The sequence below is a fragment of the Sphingomonas nostoxanthinifaciens genome (genome assembly GCF_019930585.1).
Lineage (GTDB): Bacteria > Pseudomonadota > Alphaproteobacteria > Sphingomonadales > Sphingomonadaceae > Sphingomonas_I > Sphingomonas_I nostoxanthinifaciens.
On the sequence record NZ_CP082839.1, the window covers coordinates 3,475,055 to 3,499,017 of the forward strand.

The 23,963-nt window shown below is 65.7% G+C and carries 18 protein-coding genes; 8 read left to right on the forward strand and 10 right to left on the reverse strand.

Going from position 1 to position 23,963, the window contains the following annotated elements; translation table 11 throughout:
* Positions 1-767: 767 nt before the first annotated feature.
* From K8P63_RS21055 to K8P63_RS16565, 4 genes are all read right to left on the reverse strand, one after another.
* Positions 768-1,985, reverse strand: coding sequence for a histidine-type phosphatase (locus K8P63_RS21055; RefSeq protein WP_398287826.1), 1,218 nt, complete (start codon positions 1,983-1,985; stop codon positions 768-770).
* Positions 1,982-2,986 (reverse strand): YncE family protein, encoded by a 1,005-nt coding sequence (locus K8P63_RS16555; RefSeq protein ID WP_223797106.1) that lies wholly within the window; start codon positions 2,984-2,986, stop codon positions 1,982-1,984. The genes K8P63_RS21055 and K8P63_RS16555 overlap by 4 nt, the downstream gene beginning before the upstream one ends.
* 56 nt (positions 2,987-3,042) lie before the next feature.
* Positions 3,043-4,008, reverse strand: coding sequence for a purple acid phosphatase family protein (locus K8P63_RS16560; protein ID WP_223797107.1), 966 nt, complete (start codon positions 4,006-4,008; stop codon positions 3,043-3,045).
* 61 nt (positions 4,009-4,069) lie between these two features.
* Positions 4,070-6,721, reverse strand: a complete 2,652-nt coding sequence (locus tag K8P63_RS16565; protein ID WP_223797108.1) for a TonB-dependent receptor — start codon at positions 6,719-6,721, stop codon at positions 4,070-4,072.
* A gap of 406 nt (positions 6,722-7,127) precedes the next feature.
* Between K8P63_RS16565 and K8P63_RS16570 the strand changes: the two genes are divergently transcribed.
* Together K8P63_RS16570 and K8P63_RS16575 are read left to right on the forward strand one after the other, a co-directional pair.
* Positions 7,128-8,333, forward strand: a complete 1,206-nt coding sequence (locus K8P63_RS16570) for an MFS transporter (protein ID WP_223797109.1) — start codon at positions 7,128-7,130, stop codon at positions 8,331-8,333.
* 48 nt (positions 8,334-8,381) lie between these two features.
* Positions 8,382-9,407, forward strand: a complete 1,026-nt coding sequence (locus tag K8P63_RS16575) for a LacI family DNA-binding transcriptional regulator (protein WP_223797110.1) — start codon at positions 8,382-8,384, stop codon at positions 9,405-9,407.
* A gap of 245 nt (positions 9,408-9,652) precedes the next feature.
* Here K8P63_RS16575 and K8P63_RS16580 read toward each other — a convergent pair whose 3' ends face one another.
* The 3 genes from K8P63_RS16580 to K8P63_RS16590 form a co-directional block, all read right to left on the reverse strand.
* Positions 9,653-10,357, reverse strand: coding sequence for a hypothetical protein (locus tag K8P63_RS16580; RefSeq protein WP_223797111.1), 705 nt, complete (start codon positions 10,355-10,357; stop codon positions 9,653-9,655).
* A gap of 181 nt (positions 10,358-10,538) precedes the next feature.
* On the reverse strand, positions 10,539-11,408 hold the full coding sequence (locus K8P63_RS16585; RefSeq protein ID WP_223797112.1) for a sensor histidine kinase: 870 nt from the start codon (positions 11,406-11,408) through the stop codon (positions 10,539-10,541).
* A 517-nt stretch (positions 11,409-11,925) separates the two neighbouring features.
* Entirely contained in the window at positions 11,926-12,678 is a 753-nt protein-coding gene (locus K8P63_RS16590) for a response regulator transcription factor (RefSeq protein ID WP_317629324.1), read from the reverse strand.
* A gap of 812 nt (positions 12,679-13,490) precedes the next feature.
* Here K8P63_RS16590 and K8P63_RS16595 point away from each other — a divergent pair.
* Together K8P63_RS16595 and K8P63_RS16600 are read left to right on the forward strand one after the other, a co-directional pair.
* Positions 13,491-13,991, forward strand: coding sequence for a GNAT family N-acetyltransferase (locus K8P63_RS16595; protein WP_223797113.1), 501 nt, complete (start codon positions 13,491-13,493; stop codon positions 13,989-13,991).
* A gap of 49 nt (positions 13,992-14,040) precedes the next feature.
* Positions 14,041-15,375: a chloride channel protein gene (locus tag K8P63_RS16600; protein WP_223797114.1), complete on the forward strand. Its 1,335-nt coding sequence runs from the start codon at positions 14,041-14,043 to the stop codon at positions 15,373-15,375.
* Here the strand turns inward: K8P63_RS16600 and K8P63_RS16605 are convergent.
* The 3 genes from K8P63_RS16605 to K8P63_RS16615 form a co-directional block, all read right to left on the reverse strand.
* Positions 15,294-16,700 (reverse strand): sensor histidine kinase, encoded by a 1,407-nt coding sequence (locus K8P63_RS16605; protein WP_398288916.1) that lies wholly within the window; start codon positions 16,698-16,700, stop codon positions 15,294-15,296. The two genes, K8P63_RS16600 and K8P63_RS16605, sit on opposite strands and share 82 nt — an antisense overlap.
* Before the next feature lie 58 nt (positions 16,701-16,758).
* On the reverse strand, positions 16,759-17,421 hold the full coding sequence (locus tag K8P63_RS16610; RefSeq protein ID WP_223797115.1) for a response regulator transcription factor: 663 nt from the start codon (positions 17,419-17,421) through the stop codon (positions 16,759-16,761).
* 69 nt (positions 17,422-17,490) lie between these two features.
* Positions 17,491-17,790: a hypothetical protein gene (locus K8P63_RS16615; protein ID WP_223797116.1), complete on the reverse strand. Its 300-nt coding sequence runs from the start codon at positions 17,788-17,790 to the stop codon at positions 17,491-17,493.
* Positions 17,791-17,887: 97 nt separating this feature from the next.
* Between K8P63_RS16615 and K8P63_RS16620 the strand changes: the two genes are divergently transcribed.
* From K8P63_RS16620 to K8P63_RS16635, 4 genes are all read left to right on the forward strand, one after another.
* Entirely contained in the window at positions 17,888-19,663 is a 1,776-nt protein-coding gene (locus K8P63_RS16620; protein WP_223799859.1) for an ATP-binding cassette domain-containing protein, read from the forward strand.
* Positions 19,664-19,887: 224 nt separating this feature from the next.
* Positions 19,888-20,898 carry a sodium:calcium antiporter gene (locus K8P63_RS16625; protein ID WP_223797117.1) on the forward strand — a complete coding sequence of 337 codons (1,011 nt, stop codon included), beginning with the start codon at positions 19,888-19,890 and terminating at the stop codon, positions 20,896-20,898.
* Between the two features lie 57 nt (positions 20,899-20,955).
* The gene (locus tag K8P63_RS16630) at positions 20,956-22,194 is read left to right on the forward strand and encodes a putative DNA modification/repair radical SAM protein (RefSeq protein WP_223797118.1); all 1,239 of its coding nucleotides are present in this window, start codon (positions 20,956-20,958) and stop codon (positions 22,192-22,194) included.
* Positions 22,195-22,484: 290 nt separating this feature from the next.
* On the forward strand, positions 22,485-23,900 hold the full coding sequence (locus K8P63_RS16635; RefSeq protein WP_223797119.1) for a UdgX family uracil-DNA binding protein: 1,416 nt from the start codon (positions 22,485-22,487) through the stop codon (positions 23,898-23,900).
* Positions 23,901-23,963: the final 63 nt, after the last annotated feature.

Below are 23,963 nucleotides of genomic sequence, written 5' to 3' on the forward strand. Positions count from 1 at the left end.
GGCCGACATCCCAGGTCGCGACGACCTTACGCTGGTTCAGGTCGATGACGCCGACCTGCTTCTTGTCGCGGATGTTGATGAACATGCGGCCATTGGCCTCGTCGATCGCCATCCCCTCGAGGTTGTCGCCTTCGACGCGGATGGACGCGCCGAACTTGTGCGTATCGACGTTGAGTTCCGCGAGCTCCGAATAAGGCAGGTTCGCCGACTTGCCGCCGTTGGCGATGTAGACGATGCGACGCTTAGCGTAATAGATCGCGTCGTCGGGCGAGTCCGTCTTGCCGGAGACTGCACCATCGATCATCGGAATGCGCTCGATCTGGTGCATGTCGTCGGCCGAGAAGATCCGCGTCGAGGAATCGCCACCGTCCGTGATGATCAACTCGTTCGATTCCGGCACGTAGACCATGCCGTGCGCCGTCTTCACCCCGCCCACCGAACGGAGATGCTCGCCAGTGCTGGCCTTGAAGATCTCGATCGTGTGATGCACTTCGGCAGGCACGTATAAGAGATCGCGCTTGAGATCGGCCGCGAAGAATTCGAAGTCGCCTTCGATACCGGGCAGCGACGTGGAGCGCACGAGTTGCAGCGCGGTTGGGTCCTTCATGGTGATGGTGACGCTCGGCGCGGGAGCCGCTGCGGGAGCCTGGGCATTCGCGTTGCCCGTCGCGGCGGACGCCATCGCAAGCGCGATGAGGGTAAGGTTCGTCGACTTCATGATGTTCGTTTCCTCAATGTGGCGATGGTCGGTTGTCGGGCGTGTTGGTTCAAAGCGCCTGCGCGGCATCCAGCTTGGCGATGAAGTCCGAGAGCGTGCACAAACCCACGAGCCCGTTGGCCTTGCACCCCGGCACCGCGACGATGCTGCGGGCCGGCACGTCCCGTGCGTCGAGGTTGCGGATGCCATCGAGCGAGAAGCTGCGGAACGCGATGCGGACGTAGCGATGCCCGGCCGCATCGTGCAGCCGCTCGACCAGTAGCGCGCTGCCCGGCGGGATGTCGTCGGGTGCGAAGCCGGCTGCCTGCCAGTGCAGATCGAGCATCCCGCCGAGACCGACCAGATCGCTGTCGTGCCCCGCAAAGACCGTCACCCGCGCCGCCTCGTCCGCTGTCAGCGCCTTGCGCATGAGCGGCGTGATCCCGGCCATGGTCCGCGCCGCGAGATAGGGCGGCCGACCCTCAAGCTTGAACTTGAGCGCATGCAGCGCGGACAGGGCGGTGATGTCAGCCGCCGTCGCGCGCCCCCAGCCCACCTCGGCCATCGGCTTTGCGTCGATATATTCGAGCAGAAGCGACTGCGCGCCGCTGCCCGCATTGGATAGCGCACCGGACAGACTCGGCGCCTTCGTCGCAGTAGCGGGCTTGATCGCGAGCGGCCCGTCGTCGTGCAGGCCGCAGGGCGCCGTGGATGATCCGCACAGGATCGCGTTCATCCGCGCGATCAGCGGAGCGGCCTCGGCGCTGGCCGCCGCGAGCACCGCCGGCCCGTCGGCATCGGCAATCGCCTTGTCGGCCTTCGCGGGATCGAAGGTGGCGGCCCCCGCATGCACCGCGGAGAAGACCGGATCCGGCTGGCCGATCGTCGGGGCATGTTCTGTCGGGAGGTGGCAGTCCGGCGCAATGCCGAGGGCGTAGGATTCGCCGGTCGCCACGGTGCGCTCGTCGCCGCCGTCGGAGATGATGCGGACCGTACCTGCGGCGGGACAACCCTGCTGCGACATCAGCCCCGATTGCACGAACTGCGCGCGATCGCTGAGCCCGAGGCGCCGCGATTCCTCGGCGCCGTGCGGCGTCAGCCAGCCTGGGGGGACCGGCCATGCCGGCCAGGGATCGGCCGCGATACCCGGCGCCATCGGCATCGCCGAGGTCGGCGGGCGGACGCCGTGGCGCATCACCACCACGACGCGATCGATCTGCAGCGTCGGCGCGGCGATCGCCGCCGCGCTGCTCGCCAGCAAGGCCAGCCCGGCCAGCGCGCGGATCATGCCGCCTTGCCCGGCTTCACGACGACGACGTGGAACGTCCCCGGCACGGCCACAGGCTTGCCGCCGGCCGTCGCCGGCGGCCCGAATTTCGAGGTCGGCAGGTACACAATGCCCGTGCGCGGATCGACCGCGCCGGTGCGCGCACCGATCTCGGTCTTGACGACGCCGGTGCGAACGATGCCGGCGGCGGTATCCGCAAACAGCGTCAGCGTGCCGTCGCCGCCGGAGGGAATGAACAACCGGCCGTGCGTCGCGTCGCCGATCACGGCATCGGGGCCCGCGCCGATCTCGAGCGTCTTCTCGACCGTGCGCGCCACCGGCGCGATCACCGCCGCCGCCCTGTTGGCGCAGGCCACCAGGATGCGATCGGCCTTCGGGGCATAAGCCATGCCGCTCGGCCCCTCGCAGCCCGGCAGCGTGATCGTGCCGAGCACCTTGGCGGTCTCCGGCGCGATCACATAGACGAGGTTCTGTGCTTCGTTGTTGACGAACAGCACGCCGCGCTTGTCGACCGCGGCGGCCTCCAGCTTGGGCGCGAGCGTCGCAGTGCCGGTGACGGTCGCGGTCGCCGGGTCGATCATCATGACCGTGCCGGACTTGGAATTCATCACCACCACGCGGCGATGCTTCGCGTCCCAGATCGCGGCGTCGGGTTTTTCGCCGACCTTGATGGTCGCGCGCTCGGCGCCGGTCCTGATCTCGACCAGGCGGGCCGTGCCGGTGTCGCCATCGGTCACGAGCAGCAGTCCCGAGCCGGGGATCGGCACGACTGCATGGGCATGATGCGCCGGGCCGAAGGTCGTCATGGCGCTTGGCGCGGCGAGATCGACGGTCGCAACCGTCTCGCCATGCGCGACGAACAGGCGGTTGCTGTCGGCGTCGACATTGGCATAATCCCAGCCACCATCCGGGCCGGCGATCGTGCCGGAGACTTGGTAGGTCGGGGCCGGCGCGGCCGCGACAAGACAGGCCGCCAAAGGCAGCAAAGACAGATATCGCATCGGAAACATCCTGAAACCCGCGCCCCCCGGGGCGCGGGACGTGAACGCAATGGGTATCAGGCGACCGTCGCGGCGACCGGGATCGAGCCCTTGTACAGCGGCGCACCCTTTTGATCGCGGAAGTCGATCGTCATCGTGTCGCCGCCGACCGTGACCAGCCCGAAGCCGGGCTCGGCCAGGCAATAGAGCGTGCCGTCGATCGGCTTCACCGGCCGCGCCTCCATGCCGGCACCGCACTGGACGATGTCGAGACCGTCGCGACGGATGTGCTGCAGATCGTGATCGTGCCCGGCGAGATAGGCCTGCACCTTGTTGCGCACGAGGATCGGCTTGAGCCGCTCGACCAGTTCCACCGTGTCGCCATGCGCGCTGCCGCCAGAATGGATCGTGTGATGCCCCGCCACCAGCTTCCACCGCGCCGTCGACGCCGCGAGCGCACCATCCAGCCAGGCGAGCTGCGCATCCGTGTCCTGGCCGACGATGTTGCGCGCGCGCGGATTGGTGGGATCCTTGCTATACGATTTCACGAAAGGCACCGTATCGACCACGAAGATATCGACGCTCGCCGCCGCCATGTTGGCGTCCTCGACCTTGTAATAGCGCGCCGGCATCCGCCAGCGCGGGCTGCGCGCGGTATACTCGACCTGCGCCTGCGGATTGCTGGTGTAATCGTGATTGCCGAGCATCGCATGCCACGGCACCTGCAGCGCGGGGTGCGTGTAGACATGCTCGTACATCGACTGCCACAGCGGATCGTCGACCGAGGTGACGCCGACATCGTAGAAATTGTCGCCGACCGCGAGCACCGAGGAAGCATTGCTGCGCGCGGCGGCCATGCCCATCGCCGCGGCGACGTCGTGCTGCGCGGGCGTGCCGCGCCCCCAGTCGCCGATCATGCAGAAGGTCACGCTGTGCGACTTTGGCTTGGCGGCAGCGGCCGGTTCGGCGCCGAGCAGCCCTGCGGTGACCGTGGTAAGCGCGAAGCCGCCAAGCAGCGACCTACGATCCGTGATGATATCCATGTCGTGTCTCGTGTCCCTGGGAGATGGAACAGGCGGCGCCGATAGCGCCGCCCGGCGCAGGTCAAAGTTTCAGATCGATGCCGAACAGGTAGGACGATCCGTAATATTGCAGCTCGGTGAAGCGCCCGGAGACCTTGCCCTCGGTTGCGACCTGATTCGTGTTCGTCACGTTGCGCCCCTGCGCGAACACGGTGAGGCGCTTGGTGATGGCGAAGCGCGCATCGAAATCGAAGTTCAGATAGGGCTGCACGAAATTGTCGAGCGTCGGGGTGGAGCCGAGCGAGGTCATCGTCCAGCCTTGGTAATTGGCGAGCAGCTGCAGCGACAACCGGCCGTGTTCGTAGAACGGACCGACATTGACGATGTAGGGCGTCGTATTCGGCAACGTTTCGGTCACGCCGCCGCGGCTGGAACCGCGCGAACGAACATAGGTGAAGTTGCCGCTGATGCCGACGCCCGAGAGCAGACCCGGCAGATCATCGAACCGCTGGCGATAATTGACCTCTACGCCGCGCGCCGAGGCATGATCGATATTGCCATAGGTTGTGAACGTCGCCGTGGTGCCGTTGTACGTACCGGGAACGGTGGTCGACACGACATAATTGTCGAACTCCTTGTCGAACAGCCCGACCGAGATGATGCCGCCATGCGGCATGTAATATTCGAGGCTGGCGTCGAAATTGTTGCCGGTGGTCGGCTTCAGGTCCGGGTTGCCTTGCGTGACCGTGGTGACGGTGCCGCTGGTGTTCACGGTCTGGGTCGCCGTCACCTGGCTAAAGCCAGGGCGGCCGATCGCAGTCGACCAGTTGGCGCGGGCGACCAGATCGTCGGTGAAATTGTAGCGCAACTGTACGGTCGGGAAGAAATTGCTGTAACTCTGGCGGACAGTGCGCGGCGTCAACGTGGTGACACTGGAGACGGTGCTGGTCGCCGTGCCCCGATAGGTGCCCTCGGTCTTCTCGAAGCGGACGCCGGTCAGAAACCCGAACTTGCCGATCTTCCCGTCGTACTGAACATAGCCGTTATAGATGTTCTCGTCGTCGTTGAGATACGCCTGGCGAAGGCTGGTGGCATCGGCCGCCATATTCTCGGTCAGCGCGCCGCCGGTGATGAGTTGGTTGATCCCGCCCGTCGAGGTCATGGAGCCGAGGTTGTAGGCACCGTCGAAGATCGTGAAATTCTCGGTGCTGCCCAGGCTTGCGCCGGTCGTCGACGGTACGCCGCTGTAGGTGTATTTCGGGTCATAGTGCGTGACCTTCTCGAAGCGCGCGCCACCGCCTGCGCTCAAGGTGCCCTCGACTGCACCGAAATCGACCGGAGCCGACAGGCCGATATGGCCCGACCATGCACCATCATGATCGTCCTGGGCCGCGTTCGACAGCGAGTTCAGGACGTAGCTCGAATAATTGGTAAGGGTCGAACCGTCGGTCGCCGCAAGGTTCGGCAAGAGCGGATTGGTCACATTGTCGACCGCGACCGAGGCCGTTCCCGGCCGCGCCAGCGTACCCGAATAGGAATAAGGCGACGAAAGTCGGTTGGCGGCATAGGCGCCATAATATTCAACCGACAGCTTGCCGAACGTACTGTTACCGCCGAACTTGTAGAAGTTCTCGCGATCATGGATCAGATTGTCGTTGATGTTCTCGGAGAGTGCGGTCGTCGCGGTAAAATTATTCGTCGCGCCGTACACCGGATTCGAGAACCCATAGACCAATGCATATTTTTTCGGATGGAAGTCGATACCCGATTCGAACGCCTTGAAATACAGCGTCGTGCCCGCAGCAATATCCCATGTCAGCGCGCCGCCATAGCCATAACGCTTCTTGGTCTGCGTATACATGATCTGCTGCGCCTTGCTGAGCGCGTTGCTCGGCTGGCCCGCCTTATCCAGGAATGTCTGCTGAATGTTGTCCATCTTCATCGAATCGGCGGTGTCGGTGGCGAAGAACGACACACCGAACGGGGTGCTGCCACTGAACGGGTCACTGTGCAGGCCGAAGCGGGCACCGCCGCTGATCGTACCCTGGAAAATGCCGTTGGCGTGCGGCTGACGGAAGCCGCCCGCCGCGATCACCTCGATATAGGGTTTCTCGCCGGGCGCGATTTCACGCGACAGAATGTTGATCTGCCCGCCGAGCGCCGTGGCCTCCTGCGAAGGCTGGTTGGTCTTGAACAGTTCCAGGCCGCCGGCGAGTGCGGCGGGAATGGCGTCGAACGGTACGGCCCGGCCGGCACCGTTGATCGATCCGGCCGGCAGCATGACACCCTCATACAGCACGCCATTCAGGTTCGGGTCGATGCCACGGATCTGGATCGAGCGCGATTCACCGCTCTTGTTGATGACGGATGCGCCCGGCAGGCGGCGCGCCGCATCGCCGAGCACGTAGTTCGGCATCTGCTTGATCTCGTCCTGCGACATCACATCGACCATGTTCGGAGCCAGCTTCTGGATCAGCAGCGCCTGCTCGACCGTGCTGTGCGCGCCCTTCAGGCGCGACGCCTGGACGACGATGTCCGAGCGATCGCTGTCCTTCCGGTCGTCGGAGCCCTCCGCATCGGCCGAAGCAACGTTCACGGCGTCATTATGCATCGCCATCGGCTCGCTCGCCGGGGCCGCGGCGCATGCGGGGGAGACGCATACCGGCAGCAGCGCGCCTGACAGCAGCAGCAGCGCGCGGTGGCGACGAAAGGCGGAAGGCAGAGGAAGGGTCATGACAATTCTCTGAGCTTTCGTTGAAAGAGGGAGGATGCGTTGATCGGCGCAGCATCGCCGCTGGATGCTGGGCGGATGACTCACGGGTCGCCGACCCTCGCGCCGCGCAGGCGGCGTCGCACGGAACGGCGGGCGAAAAGAGATCGGGAAGCCGGCGCGGACGAACCGAACACGCCAGCTACCTTCCGGAACGGGTATGACCATGTCACCGACACTGCGTCCCACGCCCAGGCCGACGGGCGTGCGGACGAAGCGACGCAATGGAAATTGCGCTGTGATCTTCCTGATGTTGTTTTGGGACTGCTCGGCTTATGCTCTCTGCACGGCTGTGCAACTAACGTCCGGTCGTGTCAGGATCGTGACAGCGAAGATCAGCAATGTCATTTTCTCGGACTAGAGCGCTCTCGTGCCCAGCAGTGATTGCCCACGTCCCGTTTCTGCCTGGATTCGGGCCAGCCGTATCGATCACATCAATCTCGCCGCCGCTTTGCTGCGCAGCGGCTTCATGCCGTTTTTGGCGCTATTCCTTTATAAACACGGGCTTGGCGCCGCCTCGATCGGCGCGGTCATGGCATTCGGCAACCTGGTCTTGATGGTCGCGACGGTGCCGGCCGGCATGGTGGTCGACAGCAGGCATGGCCGAAAGGTTTGGCCGGTCATCGCCGGTGGCCTTGCGCTCGGCGCATTCTGCATCCTGCTCCATTCTCACAGCATGTTCGCGTCTCTCTGCGCCGTAGCGATGATGTCGCTTTCGGAAGCGGTGATCACTCCCGCCCTGCTCGCGATGAATTTCAATATCATTCCGATGTATCAACGGCTTGATCAACTCGGCCGCAACCAGGCGTTCGGCCATTTGGGGCGAGCGGCGGGGCTCGCTTTGGCGGGTTTGGTCGGTAGCGGCTTCGGATTTTCCACGCTTATCGCGTTCGAAGGCGTCTATCTGATGCTTCTTCTCGCGACGGTCTGGCGCGCACCGCCAGTATCGCGGCTCCGAGTCCACGAGGGCAGGCCGAGCGCGAATCGGAGCCAGACGCTGCTGGGGTTGAGCATCGCGCTCGGCCTTTTCCAGATTGGCAACGCCGCACTCAGCCTGTTGCTGGGCCTTTCGCTCGCCGACTCCAGCCGATTGAGCGCACCCGCGCTTTCGTCCGGCATTGCGATCGTCGCGCAGATCGCGATGATCGGCGGCTCGATCCTGATCGTACCCGTGTTGCGGCGGTGGGGTTATTGGCGCGTGTTCGCAGCGACGTTCGCAATTCTCCCGCTACGCTGCGTGATCGCGACGATCCTCCCGCCGCACCTCGCGCTCGTGCCGGTGGAGATATTGCACGGCATAGGCGAATCGGCGCAGATGCTGGCGATCGGCGCGGCGCTGAGCGAACTTCGCGTACCGGCGAACGGGATTGGCGTGCGATATGGCAGCATCATGCTGCTGCAGGAACTCGGCAAAGCCGCGAGCCCCCTGCTGGCCTGCTATGTCGCCGAACGGTGGACGACGGATACGGCGTACATTCTGATGGCCGCGATCGGAGCCATCGCGCTGATCTTCTGGATCCCGTACCGCCAGCAGATGCCGCCGTCAGTCCCAAGGAGGCGATTGGGACTGGTTTGATTGAAATTTTGTGATATTTCTGCACAGCTGTTCAGAGCAAGGGTCGCTGTGAAGAAACACTATGTCAGCGCCCGCGAGGTGGCCGAGCGCGCGGGGGTTTCCCGTTCCGCCGTTTCCCGCGCGCTCACTCCTGGCGCGAGCATTTCCGCCGACATGAAAGCCCGCGTGATCGCCGCGGCGGACGAGCTCGGCTACGAGATCAACATGCTCGCGCGCGGACTGCTCGACGATCGCAGCATGATCGTCTCGCTGGTCTCCGCCTCGCTCGGCAGCCCGTTCATGGGCATGATGCTGCCAGCGATCACGGAGCGTCTGATCGCCGCCGGATATGCGCCGCTGCTGATCAACATCGGCACTGCCCCCGACATCGCGGAAGAGTCGCTGCGCCAGGTGGTCAGCCTGCGCTCGGCGGCGGTGGTGATTTTGTCGGGATCGCCACCCGGCACGTTCATCGAGGCGACGAAGCGCACCGGCATCCCGCTGATCGCGCTCAACCGCGACGAACCCGGGCTGAACCTGATTTCCGCCGACAACCGGGCGGCCGGTCGTGTCGCCTATCGCGAACTTGCAGAAACGAGCGCGCGGATCTGCGCGGTGTCGCCGGCGCGCGATACGTTCAGCATGCGCGCGCGGATCGAAGGCTTTCTATCCGGCGCGGCGGAGGCGGGGCACGCGCCGCCGCGGATCATCCGCGCGGCACCGCCGATCGCCGACAGCGGGCGCGCCGACTATGCCGGCGGGCTCGCGCTCGGGCCGGAACTGATCGGCCCGGACGGTATTGCCGACGGGCTGTTCTGCCTGAACGACCATATCGCGTTCGGCGTGATCGACGCCGCCCGCCGCTCCCGCCGGGCGGAAGCCGGTCGTGATTTCTCGGTCATCGGCTTCGACGACGTGCCGATGGCGGCATGGGAAGGATATCGGCTGACCACGTTCCGCCAGGATCCTCACGTCTTCGCCGAGCAGATCATGAGCACGATCGCGCGCTGCGTGGATGGCGAGGAGGAGGATGTGATCGACCACCTCATCCCCGCCAATCTGATCGCGCGCGAGTCGGTTCGCCACGTTGGCTAGACGAGCGACGAGGTCCGGCGTCAGCCTCATGCGAACAAGAGCAGCAGCCGAACGACAGCGGCGGGAGCACGATGGGCGTGGCGAGGCTCGATCCCGTCGACGGACGCAGGCATGCCTGCGCGGCCGGCAAGATCGAGGACGTGCCGGCCGGCAAAACCGCCGCACCAACTGCCCCAACTCGGCAGCCGATGAGAATGGTCGCTTTTAGGGAAAGATCGGCGGCTGCACGGCCGCCGAGCAGTGTGTCAGTTACGGTCGAACAGCCAGGCCTCACTCTGAATGCCACGCTCGACTTCGGCGCGAAGGGCGAGCGCGCGCTGGAGGGCGTCGACCTCGTCCTTGATCGCAGCGATCTTCATCTGATCGACGATCATGCCGAACGAGCGCCCCTGCGCGTCCGAAATCGGCATCGCGACTTCGTAGACGTTCTTCGCCGGAAGCTTGGCGACGACGATCTTGGTCTTGCCGATCAGAGCGAGGTCGCCGGCGCTGGAAGGCTTACCGATCCGCGGCGCGTCGCTGCACGCGATGATCGCGTTGCTGGTGGTGCCGGGAACATTTGCATGCAGGCCGAGCAGGAACACGTCACTGTGCGCAGCCGCGACCCGGGCGATCAGGGCCTGCGCGTTGGGCGCGCTGACGGCAATCAATTGAGGCGCAGGCTTGGTGGCGGCGGGCGCCGCAACCGGAGCGGACTGCGCATGAGCGGCGGCGAGAGCGCTCGGCAGCAGTAGCAGGGCGGCCACACGGAAAAGCGGGTTTGTCATGATGTCGTGTCTTTCGGTTGGATGATAGAAATCGAAGGTCGCACCGGCGCGGGCTTCCCCCGGCAATCGCTCAATATCGTCGCCCCGGGCCATCGCCGGCGTTGACGCACGGCGACACCGGTCGACCAGTGCCGAGCCCGTTAAAATACTCTGAACGATGATGGCTGCGGATTGAACAAACAAGCATGCTCATCGCAGGGCGAACAGCCCTGCCGCCTGCATTTTTCCTCTGAATATTTCCAGCCCGTCTAGCGGTGATCTGTTGTTGTTATGTCCGCGCTATGCAGCGCTTATGACATCTCGATGAAATTGAAATATTGTATAAATTGCCGCCGCTCGAGCAGCTGCCATTTCAAAACGATGCTTATCGGGCCACGACGGGCGGGAAGCGCAGCACCACCTGGAGGCCAGGTGCCGCCTCGCCGATTTCAAGTTCCGCGCTATGGGCATTCGCGATCGCCGCAACGAGATTGAGGCCAAGGCCATGCCCGGGCCGCGTCCGGCTCGCTTCCAAGCGGGTGAAGCGTTGCAGGATGCGTGCCCGATCGGCCACGGCGACGCCCGGTCCATTGTCGGCGACGGTCAGAACGACCCTGTCGCCGGTCATCGCCAGTCGCAAGGACACGCGCGTTCCCGATGGTGTATGTTTCTGCCCGTTGTCGATCAGGTTGACCATCGCCTGCGCAAGCAGTTCCGCATCGCCGAACACCGAAACCTCCGGCGCCACCGACCATTCGAGCATGCGGCCGCCATCCTCGACGATCGGCGCGTAACTCTCGCACACGTCCACGGCAATCTCAGAGAGGCTAAGCGGCGTGAACGCGCTGCGCAGCCCGCCCTCCTCGATCTCCGAAATCCGCAGGATTGCCGCGAACAGCGCGAGCACGTCGTCGCTTTGCGAAATTGCGGATTCGATCATCGCCTTGCGTTCGGTCGGATCGCCGGCCGCAGAAGCGCGTCGCAATTCGTTGCGCAGCCGCGCCAGCGGCGTATGCAGATCATGCGCGATATCGGCGGAGACCTGCCGGACATTCGCCACCAGCATCGCAATCCGATCGAGCATGACGTTGACCATCATCGCGAGCTGGTCAAATTCGTCGCCCGCCGGCCCGATGCGAATGCGCTGCGACATGTCCCCGGCCATGATGGCGGTTGCCGTTTCGCGCGTGGCCGAAAGCCTGCGCCGCAGATAGATGCCGAGAAACAGTGCTCCGAACGCGCCGATCAGCAGCACGCCGAAAAAGGCATTGGTGAACAGGCGCACAACATTTTTGTCGGCATGATCGACTGTATCGCTATCCGCCACGATGATAAGCCGCGTACCATCCGGCAGATCCTCGGCGAGGCCGCGCGCCTTGTCGCCGCGCCCCTTCCTGCGTTGCTTCGGCGTATGCGGGGCGAGACGCGCAGCATGCCAGCCGGCCGGGCCGTATAAGACCAGTGGAGAGCCGGCCAGCCTGTGCCCCGCGCGATCGAACACGGCATGATTCAACTCGCTCATGTACAGGCCGCCCGCGCGATCGTTGACCGCCAATGCCAGCCCGGCCGGGCCACGCCGCCGATAGGCGATCCTGAGCGCCTCCATATCGCCGGCGATACGGCGATCGAACTGATCGGAGACGGTGCGATGGACCGACCGGTAGACAAAATCGCCGAGCACCAGCGTGGCCACCGCGACGGCCATCGAATACAGGATGGCGATACGATAGGCAGCGCTCCGCCGCCATCGTCCCCGGATCGAGATGCCGCGATCAGGCATCGCCGCGCAGGCGATACCCGACGCCCCGAACCGTGCCGATCATGCCCGCGCAGCCCGCATCCGCCAATTTCGTTCGAAGTCGGCTGAGATGCGTTTCGACCAGATTGGTCTTGGGATCAAAATGAAAGCCCCAGACGCGTTCGAGGAGCATGGTCCGCGTCAGCGTCTCGCCGCACGCCCGCGCCAATTCCTCCAGAATGCGAAACTCTCTGGGGAACAGCACCACGTCGCGGCCACAATACGTAACCGTGCGACGCAACAGATCCAGCGAAAGGCCGCCCCACACCAATGTGGTGGCAGGCGTCGGCGAAGCGATCCCGCCATCTCCTGCGCGACGGTGGAGGGCGTGGATCCGGGCGATCAATTCGCTCAGATCGAACGGTTTGACGAGGTAATCGTCGGCACCCGCAACGAGCCCTTCGACACGCTTGGTAATCTGACCCAGCGCGGTCAGCATCAGCACGGGAACCTTGCAACCCCGTCCGCGCAAAGCGTTCAGTACGGCGATGCCGTCTCCATCCGGCATCAGCCGATCGAGGATGACAACGTCGTAATTGCCGCTGGCGAGGCTTTCCAGTGCGCCGCCGCCCGTCTCTACGACCGTCGCCTTATGGCCTGCGTTTGCCAACCCCTCTTCGATAAATTGCGCGGTCGCGCTATCGTCCTCGGCAAGGAGCACGCGCACCGACAGACGCCCCGGCCCAGCAGGCGGGTTATCGGCGATCGGAAAGGTCTCGTATGGCATGGCAGGGAAGCGAACTTTCGTAGACGGCGACGCCGACAGCCCCTCCCAGATCGAAGTCCCTGAGCTCTACTGGCTTCGCGGAGGCCGTGACCTCGCAAAGACAGCTTCACAGCCTCGAACAAGATTGCGCGCACAGCAAATGCCATGCCGCTCGAAGTTCGACCTGCTCCGGCTTGGATGTGTGAATTTATAATCAAAATATTGCATAATGATGTAATATCACGTCGCAGGGATGCTGCCGTCGGTGCCGATGTGCACCAGCCGGTGGATAGGATGCGCCACGGTTGGATCGACGACGCGGTTCCAAGCGCGCAACAACGATCGAGGCGTTGCGCACGACCTGCCACCGGATTGCGCTGTTCCGCGCCATCGACCGCGCGCGACGTCACGCGTGTGGCGATCGTCATCGGGGCCGACATCGCCTCGTCGGTTCGGTCGTCTCCGCCCGCGCCGACAAGCCCGCGCCCTGTGCGCCGGGAGCGTGCCGAGCCAACGCGACGATTAGGAAGCTCGCCGCGAAAATGGCCGATTTGCTCGGACGCCTTGCGGGGCCACTGTGGCAACGAGGGCGGGATACCTCTGGCGCGCGCCACTCTAGGATATAGCCTTGGAAAACGGTGATTGCCCGGCGATTACAGTGGCGAAAAAATCTGGCGGGCTTTTCGGGAATTTTTCATTTGATATCAGTGTTATATTCCAGATTTGAATCTGAGGTCTGGTACTTTCGCTATCGTCGGCGATAGCATGCCGGCCAAAGCGGAGGCGCAGACTTGCCCTTTCGTTTCGAGCGCCAGTGCGCAACAGAGGCGGCGATGCTTACGATCCGCCCTGCCAATGCCTGTCGCGATGCCGAGGCGGTGGCCGAAATCTACGCCCACCACGTCCTGCACGGCACCGGCACGTTCGAGGAGGTGCCCCCGGACGCAGCCGACATGGCGCAGCGTATGGCCAAGGTGATCGATCGCGGCTGGCCGTGGCTGCTGGCGGAGGACGAAGGCGGGATCTCCGGCTATGCCTATGCCGCCCAGTTTCGCGATCGATCGGCGTACCGCTTCTCGTGCGAGAATTCGATCTACATCCGCCACGACGCCATCGGGCGCGGGGTCGGCCGGGCGTTGCTGTCGGCGCTGATGGATGCCGCGACGGCCGCGGGATTCATGCGCATGTATGCGGTGATCGGCGACGCCGCGAATGCGGGCTCGATCGAGCTTCACCGCCGCATGGGCTTCGACGACGCAGGAACGCTGGGCTCCATCGGCTACAAGTTCGACCGCTGGCTCGACGTCGTCTTCATGCAGAAGACATTGTCGTGAGGGTGCGATGACGGGCCGTCGCGTTCGGACGCTACGACGGAGCCGCGCGATGCTGCGCCGGCACGGGCCGACCTCGCCCGCGTGGCGCCGCCGCGCGGCCACGTTGGGGGGCGCGGTCGCGGTCGGCCTCGTCGCGATCGCCTTCGCGAGCGTCGCCGATCGCGCCGCCGAGCTGTTCGGCGCGTGGACCATGCGCGTCTGGTGGCTGCCGCTGGTGATGACGCCGGTGGGCTTCATGCTGATCGCGTGGATCACCGCGCGGCTGGCGCCGGCCGCGCGCGGTTCGGGCATCCCGCAGATCATTGCCGCCAAGCGCGATCCCGAGATGGCGACGCGCGCGCTCGCCTCCGCCCGCGTCGCGATCGTCAAGTTCGTGCTGACCGCGGCGGCGTTGCTGTGCGGCGCCTCGGTCGGGCGCGAGGGCCCGACCGTGCAGATCGGCGCCACCGTGATGGCCTATGCCCATCGCCTGATGCGCGTACGCGTCTCCGCATCGGTGCTGGTGGCGGGCGCGGCGGCGGGCGTGGCAGCGGCGTTCAACACGCCGCTCGCCGGCGTCGCCTTCGCGATCGAGGAACTGGCCGCCGCCTATGAGCAGAAGATGACCCTGCTGGTCATGACCGCCGTGCTCATCGCCGGCATGACCAGCCTCGGGCTGGCCGGCGACTATGTCTATTTCGGCGTGGTCGGCCAGACGCTGCCGCTCGCCGCCGTGCTGTGGCTGGCGCCGGTCGCAGGCGTACTGGGCGGTCTCGGCGGCGGCCTGTTCTCACGCGCGATGCTGTGGCTGTCGAGCGGCGGCGCGGCGCGGCTGTCGCGGGGCAGGCCGGTGCTGCTGGTGGCGGCATGCGGGCTGGTCGTTGCGGTGCTGGGCGTCGCGACCGGCATGACGTGGGGCACGGGCTACACGGCCGCGCGCGCGATGATCGACGGCAGCCGCGCCCCGCTGTGGTTCGGTCCCGCCAAGTTCGCGACGACGCTCGCCACCGCTGCAGCCGGGCTGCCGGGCGGGATCTTCGCGCCGTCGCTTGCCACCGGGGCGGGTGTCGGCAACCTCATCCGCGCGCTGTTTCCGAGCGAACCGAGCGGCGCGGTCGTGCTGCTGGGGATGGTCGCCTATTTCACCGGCGTGGTGCGCGCGCCGCTCACCTCGGTCATCATCATCTCGGAAACCACCGCAAGCCGCGGATTGATGCTGCCGCTGCTGGCGACCGCATTGATCGCCGACGGCGTGGCCTCGTTCGTCTCACCCGAGCGGCTGTATCACGGGCTTGCGCGCGGCTTCCTGCCCCGCGACGAGGATCAGGGTGCGGCCGGCAGCCGCAGCCGCACGAGCAGCCCGCCCAGATCCTCGCTCTCCTCCAGCGCCGCCGATCCGCCGTAGATCCCGGCGACGTCGCGCACGATCGCGAGGCCGAGGCCGGTGCCCGGCTTGCCGGTGTCGAGCCGCTTGCCGCGCTCGAACATCGCCTGACGCTCGGCGGCGGGGATGCCGGGGCCGTCATCCTCGACGACGATATCGACGAAGCCCGGCTCGGTCTCGACCGTGACGAAAACACGGTGCCCCCCATATTTGGCGGCATTCTCGATCAGATTGCCGAGCAGCTCGTCGAGATCCTGCCGCTCGACATGCACCTTCGCCTGCCGGTTGCCGGCCGCGTCGATCGTCACGTCGGGATAGAGCCGAGCAACCGCGCGCTCGACCGATTCGAGGCTGGGCCAGACTGCCGCGACGCTCTGGCCGGAGGCCCGCCGCCCGACGGCACGCGCGCGGGCGAGATGGTGATCGACCTGGCGGCGCATCGTCGTCGCCTCGCGGATGACCGTCCTGCACAGATCGGGGCTGTTCGCGGTCGCCTCGTTCATGACGACGGTCAGCGGCGTCTTGAGCGCATGCGCGAGGTTGCCCGCGTGGGTGCGCGCTTCTTCCGCCTGGCGCTCATTGTGGGCGAGCAGCTCGTTGAGCTCCTCCACCATCGGCGCGATCTCGACCGGCAGGCGCGCATCGACCCGCGCCGCGCGGCCGCTGCGCACCGCCGCAATCTCGCGCCGCACCTTGCGCAGCGGCCACAGGCCGAAGGTCGCCTGCAGCGCCGACATCACGATCAGCCCGAAGCCGAGGATCGCGAACGAGCGGACCAACGTCTTGCGCAGGACGGCGATATAGGCATTCAGGCTCGCACGATCCTGCGCCACCTGAAACCGCCACACGACCGGCGAGCCCGGCAGGTGCACGTCGCGCTCCATCACGCGCAGCGGCTCGTCGGCGAACTCCTTGGTGTCGTAGATGTGGAAGCCGTCATCCTCGTGCGGCGGCCCGGTGAGCAATGCGCGATCCCAGAGCGAGCGCGAGCGGAACGGCTCGAAGCTCGGCGCCGACACCTGGTAGTAGAGGCCCGATCCCGGCTCGAGGAAGCGCTGGTCGCCGAGCGGGCGGTTGAACCGCACCTCGCCCACCGGATCGATCTCGGCGGACGAGATCATCGCGTTCAGCACATATTGCAGCTGCGCGTCGAAGTTGCGCGTGATCGCGCTGTTCAGCACGCGATCGAGCGCGAGCCCCCCGCCCATCAGCAGCACGCCGATCCATAAAGCGGCGATGCCGAGCATGCGTCGAATAAGCGAGCCGGTCGTGCCGCTCACCACGCGCGGCGGTTCGTCGCCGCCGCTGGCAACCACCAGCGGACGGCCGAACGTCACGCGGATCATGTTGGCCGGAATTTCCAGCCAGCGCGCCGCGCCCGCCCGGGGCCGCGCGCGCGCCATCTCAGGCTGGCTCCTCGAGGCTGTAGCCCAGCCCGCGGATGGTGGTGATGACGTCCTGGCCCAGTTTCTTGCGAATGCGGGTGACGAACACTTCGATCGTGTTGGAATCGCGGTCGAAATCCTGATCGTAGATATGCTCGATCAGTTCGGTGCGGCTCACCACCTTGCCCTTGTGGTGCATCAGGTAGGAGAGCAATTTATATTCCTGCGCGGTCAGCTTCACCGGCTCGCCCGCGCGCGTGACCTTGCCCGAGCGCGTGTCGAGCCGGATGTCGCCCGCCAGCAGTTCCGACGAACTGTTGCCCGAGGCGCGACGGATCAGCGCGCGCAGCCGCGCGATCAGTTCCTCGGTCTGGAACGGCTTGGCGAGATAATCGTCGGCGCCGGCATCGAGCCCGGCAACCTTGTCCGACCAGCTGTCGCGCGCGGTCAGCACGAGAACGGGCATGTCCTTGCCATCCTTGCGCCAGCGATCGAGCACCGTGAGGCCGTCAATTTCCGGCAGGCCGAGATCGAGCACCACCGCGTCGTAATTCTCGGTCATGCCCAGATAGTGGCCGTCCTCGCCATCGGTCGCGAGGTCGATGGCATAGCCCGCGCCCTCGAGCGTCGCGCGCAGCTGCCGCCCCAGATTGGGCTCGTCCTCGACGATCAGTACGCGCATCCGTCACTCCTCGTTGGCGCGGCGTCAGCGCCGGCGCTTTACTGGCATATGTCGTTTCGGCCCAACGCTTCAATATCCGGATCGGGCCACGATCTGGCCGGTGCGGCCATCGACGTCGAGCCAGATCACCGATCGGCCGCGCATGAACTTCAGGCGATAGACCCCCGAATCCGCATCGAACTCCGGCCCCAGATAGTCGCAGCCGGCCATGCGCGGCACGATCTGCTTCTCGATCTGGTGAAGCGGCATCACCTGCCCCGACTGACGCGCGGCATAAGCGGCATCCTGGTCGCGCCGCCGCTGGGCGGAAGCGGGCACGCAGAGCAGCAGGGCCGCGCACGATGCGGCGGTGATCGCCTTCAGGATCATGCCCGCGCCTTGGCCCGATCCGCTTGAATAACCCGTGAATATGAACGGCCCGCCGAACGCTCTCGCGCTTGGCGTCGTCCGCGACTATCTGGCGGCCATGGCAGCACCCATTCTCGCTTACGAAAATCTCGGTCTCGTCCAGGGCAATGGCTGGCTGTTCCGCCATCTCGACCTCCACATCGGCCCGCGCGACCGGCTCGCGCTGATCGGCCGCAACGGCGCCGGCAAGACGACATTGCTCAAGCTCCTCGGCGGCCTGATCGACGCCGATGAAGGCCGGCGTACGATCGTGCCCGGCACGAAGGTCGTGCTGCTGGAGCAGGATCCGAACATCGCCGGACATGCGACGTTGCGCGACTGGGCGCTGGCGGGCGACGACGCGCCGCAGCCCTATGAGGTCGAGGCGATCGCCGATCAGCTCGGCATCGATCTCGCGCGCGAGGCGGCAACGGCGAGCGGTGGCGAGCGGCGACGCGCCGCGATCGCACGCGCGCTGGCGCAGGCGCCCGACGTGCTGCTGCTCGACGAGCCGACCAACCATCTGGATCTTGCCGCGATCGAGTGGCTGGAAAAGTGGCTCGGCCGCTTCAACGGCGCGTTCGTCGTCATCAGCCACGACCGTACCTTCCTGACGCGGTTGACCAAGAGCACTTTCTGGCTCGACCGCGGATCGATGCGGCGCGCCGAGGTCGGCTTCGGCGGGTTCGAGGCGTGGACCGAGGCCGTCTATGCCGAAGAGGCGCGCTCCGCCGAAAAGCTCGACGCCAAGCTCAAGCTCGAGGAGCATTGGCTCCAGCGCGGCGTCACCGCGCGGCGCGCCCGCAACGAGGGGCGCAAAGCCAAGCTGATGGAGATGCGCGCGACCCGCGCCTCGATGATCGGGCCGCAGGGCACCGCCAAGCTCGTCACCGCCGCTAACGACACCAAGACCAAGGTGGTGATCGACGCCGAGCACGTGACCAAGAATTACGGCGACCGCACGATCATCCGCGACTTCACTTTCCGCATCACGCGCGGCGATCGCATCGGGCTGGTAGGTTCGAACGGCGCCGGCAAGACGACCCTGCTCAAGCTGCTGACCGGCGAGATCGCGCCCGACGAGGGCAAGATCAAGCTGGCAGCGACGCTCGATGGCGTCATCATCGACCAGCAGCGCAAGCTGATGTCCCCCGAAAAACGCATCCGCGACGTGCTGGCGGACGGCGGCGACTGGATCGACGTGCTGGGCGTGCGGAAGCATGTCGCCGGCTATCTCAAGGAATTCCTGTTCGACCCGAACATGATCGACGCGCGCGTCGGTACGCTCTCGGGCGGCGAGCGCTCGCGCCTGCTGCTGGCGCGCGAATTTGCCCGCCATTCCAACCTGCTGGTGATGGACGAGCCGACCAACGACCTCGATCTGGAAACGCTCGACCTGCTGCAGGAGGTTATCTCCGATTATGACGGCACCGTGCTGATCGTCAGCCACGACCGCGACTTCCTCGATCGCACCGTCACGGTGACGCTGGGGCTCGACGGATCGGGCCGCGTCGACGTGGTCGCGGGTGGCTATGCCGACTGGGAACGCACGCGCGATGCGCCGAAGACGAAAGCCACGGCGAAGACGGGACCGGCCGACGCCGCGCCTGCGCCGACGCCGACGCGCAAACGGCTGAGCTACAAGGACCAGCGCGATTTCGACCTGCTGCCGAAGGAGATCGAGAAGATCGAGGCGGCGATCGTGCGCGACGAGGCGGCGCTGGCCGATCCCGAGCTCTACGCGCGCGATGCCGAGCGGTTCGCGGCATTGATGACCGGGCTCGAAACCGCGCGCCGGCGCAAGGAGGAAGCCGAGCTGCGCTGGCTGGAACTGGCCGAGATGGCCGAGGGCTGACACCCGCGCCAGGGACATTGACGCAAAGCAGTCTAGCTGCCACAGGCGCCGCTCCCTTGGGGAGTAGCCGTCCGCGCGATGATGCGCGGCGCATCCGTCAACATACTCGGCCCCGGCCGTGGCGGATGCAGCGTCAGCTTGGCGAGACCATGGGCGGCAGCGTTCCCGGGGCCGGGTGCGTGACGGCCGCTCCATGCGCTTGCGCCCGGCCCCGGGGGACGACGATGCATTCTTTGGCCGTGATGATTGCGCTGCTGCTGGGTTCGGCGGTCGCGATCTACCTCTCGTGCGAATTGTTCGTGAACGGTGTCGAGTGGCTCGGCTCCAAGCTTGCCGTCAGCCAGCGCGCGACCGGATCGGTGCTCGCCGCCTTCGGCACGGCGCTGCCTGAAAGCGCGGTGACATTGGTGGCGGTCGCGTTCGGCGGCACCGCGGCGAGCAAGGCGCTCGGCGTCGGCGCGGCACTTGGCGGACCGCTCGCGCTCGCGACGATCGCTTATGCCACGGTCGGCGTCGCCCTGCTGCTGTGCCGGGTGAAGCTGCCCAAGACGCCTGAGATCAAGGCGCAGTTTCGTGGCCTGTCGCGCGATCAGGGCTGGTTCCTGCTGCTGTTCGTCATCAAGATCGCGCTCGGCCTGATCGCATTCGCGTGGAAGCCTTGGCTCGGCCTGCTCTTCCTGCTCGCCTACGGCGTCTATCTGCGCGCCGAGATGCGCCACGAAGGCGGCGAGGTCGAAGGCGAGCATGAGCCGCTGACCTTCGCTCCCAACAGTGCTGATCCGGCGATCGGGCTGGTGCTGCTGCAGACCCTCGTCGCGCTCGTCGTGATCTTCGCCGCGTCGCATCTATTCGTGGCGCAGTTGGGTGGCCTCGCGCCTGTGCTGGGGCTCAAGCCGCAGCTCGTCGCCCTGCTGCTGAGCCCGGTGGCGACTGAATTGCCCGAGACGATGAACGCGATCATCTGGATCCGGCAGGGCAAACACCGGCTGGCGCTGGCCAATATCTCCGGCGCGATGATGATCCAGGCGACGGTGCCGACTGCGTTCGGCCTGTTCTGGACGCCGTGGCTGCTCGATGCGCCTTTGCTGCTCGGTGCCGGGATCACGGCGGCGGCGGTGGCGATCATGTTCGTCGCATTCCGCTGCGGCGTCGTCTCGCGGCGGCTGCTGGCGGCGATGAGCCTGCTCTACCTGCTGTTCGCGATCCTGCTGGTCGGCCTGCATATCGGCCACTGACATTTCGATTGGCCTCAATGGCTTGCGCCGGGCCACGCAAGAACATAGACCGAACATATGGCCCAGCTCGACACGCGCGAAAAACTGGCGATCCTGGCCGATGCCGCGAAATATGATGCGTCCTGCGCGTCATCCGGCACCACCAAGCGCTCCTCGCGCGATGGCAAGGGGATTGGTTCGACCGAGGGCATGGGCATCTGCCATGCCTATGCGCCCGACGGCCGCTGCATCTCGTTGCTCAAGATCCTGCTGACCAACAGCTGCATCTTCGACTGCCATTACTGCATCAACCGCAAGAGCTCGAACGTGCGGCGCGCGCGCTTCACCGCGCAGGAAGTGGTCCAGCTCACGCTCGCCTTCTACCGCCGCAACTATATCGAGGGGCTGTTCCTCTCCTCGGGCATCATCAGCTCGTCCGATTACACGATGGAGCAGATCGTCGAGGTCGCGCGCTCGCTGCGCGAGGACCATCACTTCCGCGGTTACATCCACCTGAAGACGATTCCCGACGCCGATCCCCAATTGGTGCATCAGGCCGGCCTCCATGCCGATCGCCTGTCGATCAACGTCGAGTTGCCCACCGCGCGCGGGCTGAAGCGACTCGCCCCCGAGAAATCGGGCGAGCGCATCGCCGGGGCGATGCACGACCTAAAGGATTCGATCGAGGACGGGCACGATGCGCGCAAGCGCTTCCGCAGCGCGCCGCGCTTCGCGCCCGCGGGCCAGTCGACCCAGATGATCGTGGGCGCCGACAGCGCGAGCGATGGCGAGATCATCGCCAGCGCCAAGGGCTTGTACGACCGATACAGCCTGCGCCGTGTCTATTACTCGGCATTCAGCCCGATCCCCGACGCAAGCGCGATCCTGCCGCTCAAGCGGCCGCCGTTGATGCGCGAACACCGTCTTTATCAATCAGATTGGATGATCCGGTTCTACGGATTTTCTGCTGAGGACGTTACGAATGCTGCGGATGCAAACGGGATGCTTCCGCTCGACATCGATCCCAAAACCGCATGGGCGCTGAAGTTTCGCGGCATGTTTCCGATCGATGTGAACCGCGCGCCGAAGGAGATGCTGCTGCGCGTTCCCGGCCTGGGAGTGAAGGCGATCAACGCCATTCTGAGCGCGCGGCGGTGGCGGCGGTTGCGGCTAGAGGATATCGGCCGCCTCACCGTATCGCTTGCAAAGGTGCGGCCGTTCCTGATCGCCGACGATTGGCAGCCGGGTGCGATGCTGGACAGCACCCGACCGATTGCCAAAGTGGCCACCGATCAGCTCGAGCTTTTCAAATCGTAACAATTGCTGCGTTGCAGCAGATCCAGATCGGAGTTAACGCCCGGTTACCGTTTCGGTTGCGGAGCGTGGCCGGTGTTTTCGGCCGAGTGATGGAGTGTTTGTATGGTTGGCCTGGTTGCGGTCGTAGGCACCGTTTATGTCGGATCGATCGTCATCCTATCGTTTTCCGCCATCGCATGGCGGGTTTCGGATCGGTTTCGCCACAGCATGGTGGGCGACCAGGCCCTCTGATCGGGGCAACCGATCCGGCCTGACGGCACGCCCCGGCGCGTCGACCGTTTTGCCGGGTGATGCAGCGCGTAATCCTTTCTAGTCCCGACGGTTTCGATGGCTGGCGTATCGCAGCGCGAGCGCTAGCGATCGAAGGGGTTCGCGCCGATTCGATCGTCTGGACGATCGGCGAGGGGCCAGCCGATCTGTTTGCGGGCGACGCATCGCCACACTCCCCCCTGCCGGCGGCCACTGACGGCCAGACCTTTTCGGTCCCCCGCCCGTTCGTCGAGCTTGCGCGCGATGTGATCGCGCATGGCGATCCCGAGCGCTTCGCCTTGCTCTATGCGATGCTGCTGCGCCTGCGTGCGACGCCGCAGCTTGCGCAGGATCATGCCGATCCGGGCCTGCGCCGGCTGGAGCGGATGGCCAAGGAGGTGCGCCGCGACATTCACAAGATGCGCGCCTTCCTGCGTTTCCGCGAGGTGGCGGATGATGGCGGGGTGCGCTTCGTTGCGTGGTTCGAGCCCGAGCACCACATCGTCCGGTCCAACGCCGCCTTCTTCGTCAATCGCTTCGCGGCGATGCGATGGTCGATCCTCACGCCCGAACTGTCGATTCACTGGGACGGCGCCACGTTGACCGAAGGACCGGGCGCGACGCGCGCCGATGCGCCGGCGGGCGACCCGCTCGAAGAGACGTGGAAGACCTATTACGCCTCGATCTTCAACCCGGCGCGGCTGAAGATCGGCATGATGCTCAAGGAGATGCCGCGCAAATATTGGAAAAACATGCCCGAGACGGCGTTGGTCCCTGCCCTGATCGCGGGCGCGCAAGGCAGGGAGGCGGCGATGGTGACGGCGAGCCGGGACGACATGAGCGGCAACGTCGCGGTCGCATGGGAGGCGCTGCGCGAAGAGGCGATGGGCTGCACCCGGTGCCCGCTCTACAAGCCCGCGACCCAGACCGTATTCGGCGAAGGTCCGGTGGATGCCGCGATGATGTTCATCGGCGAGCAGCCGGGCGATCAGGAGGATCTGGCGGGGCGCCCCTTCATTGGTCCAGCCGGCCAATTGTTCGACCGCGCGCTGGCGCAGGCGGGGGTCGATCGCGCGCGCACCTACGTCACCAATGCCGTCAAGCATTTCAAATATGAGCAGCGCGGCAAGCGCCGCATCCATTCCAAGCCGAACGGCGCGGAGATCGAGGCGTGCCGCTGGTGGGTCGAGCAGGAGCGCGACATGATCCGCCCGGCGGTGACGGTCGCGCTGGGCGCGACCGCGGCGCGCTCCATGCTGGGCCGCGTCGTCACCATCTCGGCCGCGCGCGGCGTCGCACACCGTCTGGAGGATGGCGGCGAGGGATGGGTCACGGTCCACCCCAGCTATCTGCTGCGAATCCAGGATCGCGATGCCGCCGATGCCGAGTTCGAGCGGTTCGTCGCGGACCTGAAGCACGTTCAAGAGCGCGTCGGCGCGCTCGCAGGAACACGCTGAGCCTCAGGCTTGCGCTCCCAAACGCAAGTGGGGCCGGGTCCATCTCCGGACCCGGCCCCGCAT

Excerpts from the sequence above, each read along its gene's own strand:
- K8P63_RS21055 (WP_398287826.1), bottom strand. The coding sequence starts at position 1,985 with ATGATCCGCGCGCTGGCCGGGCTGGCCTTGCTGGCGAGCAGCGCGGCG.
- K8P63_RS16555 (WP_223797106.1), bottom strand. The coding sequence starts at position 2,986 with ATGCGATATCTGTCTTTGCTGCCTTTGGCGGCCTGTCTTGTCGCGGCC.
- K8P63_RS16560 (WP_223797107.1), bottom strand. The coding sequence starts at position 4,008 with ATGGATATCATCACGGATCGTAGGTCGCTGCTTGGCGGCTTCGCGCTT.
- K8P63_RS16565 (WP_223797108.1), bottom strand. The coding sequence starts at position 6,721 with ATGACCCTTCCTCTGCCTTCCGCCTTTCGTCGCCACCGCGCGCTGCTG.
- K8P63_RS16590 (WP_317629324.1), bottom strand. The coding sequence starts at position 12,678 with ATGCCATACGAGACCTTTCCGATCGCCGATAACCCGCCTGCTGGGCCG.
- K8P63_RS16595 (WP_223797113.1), top strand. The coding sequence starts at position 13,491 with ATGCTTACGATCCGCCCTGCCAATGCCTGTCGCGATGCCGAGGCGGTG.
- K8P63_RS16600 (WP_223797114.1), top strand. The coding sequence starts at position 14,041 with ATGCTGCGCCGGCACGGGCCGACCTCGCCCGCGTGGCGCCGCCGCGCG.
- K8P63_RS16605 (WP_398288916.1), bottom strand. The coding sequence starts at position 16,700 with ATGATCCGCGTGACGTTCGGCCGTCCGCTGGTGGTTGCCAGCGGCGGC.
- K8P63_RS16610 (WP_223797115.1), bottom strand. The coding sequence starts at position 17,421 with ATGCGCGTACTGATCGTCGAGGACGAGCCCAATCTGGGGCGGCAGCTG.
- K8P63_RS16615 (WP_223797116.1), bottom strand. The coding sequence starts at position 17,790 with ATGATCCTGAAGGCGATCACCGCCGCATCGTGCGCGGCCCTGCTGCTC.
- K8P63_RS16620 (WP_223799859.1), top strand. The coding sequence starts at position 17,888 with ATGGCAGCACCCATTCTCGCTTACGAAAATCTCGGTCTCGTCCAGGGC.
- K8P63_RS16625 (WP_223797117.1), top strand. The coding sequence starts at position 19,888 with ATGCATTCTTTGGCCGTGATGATTGCGCTGCTGCTGGGTTCGGCGGTC.
- K8P63_RS16630 (WP_223797118.1), top strand. The coding sequence starts at position 20,956 with ATGGCCCAGCTCGACACGCGCGAAAAACTGGCGATCCTGGCCGATGCC.
- K8P63_RS16635 (WP_223797119.1), top strand. The coding sequence starts at position 22,485 with ATGCAGCGCGTAATCCTTTCTAGTCCCGACGGTTTCGATGGCTGGCGT.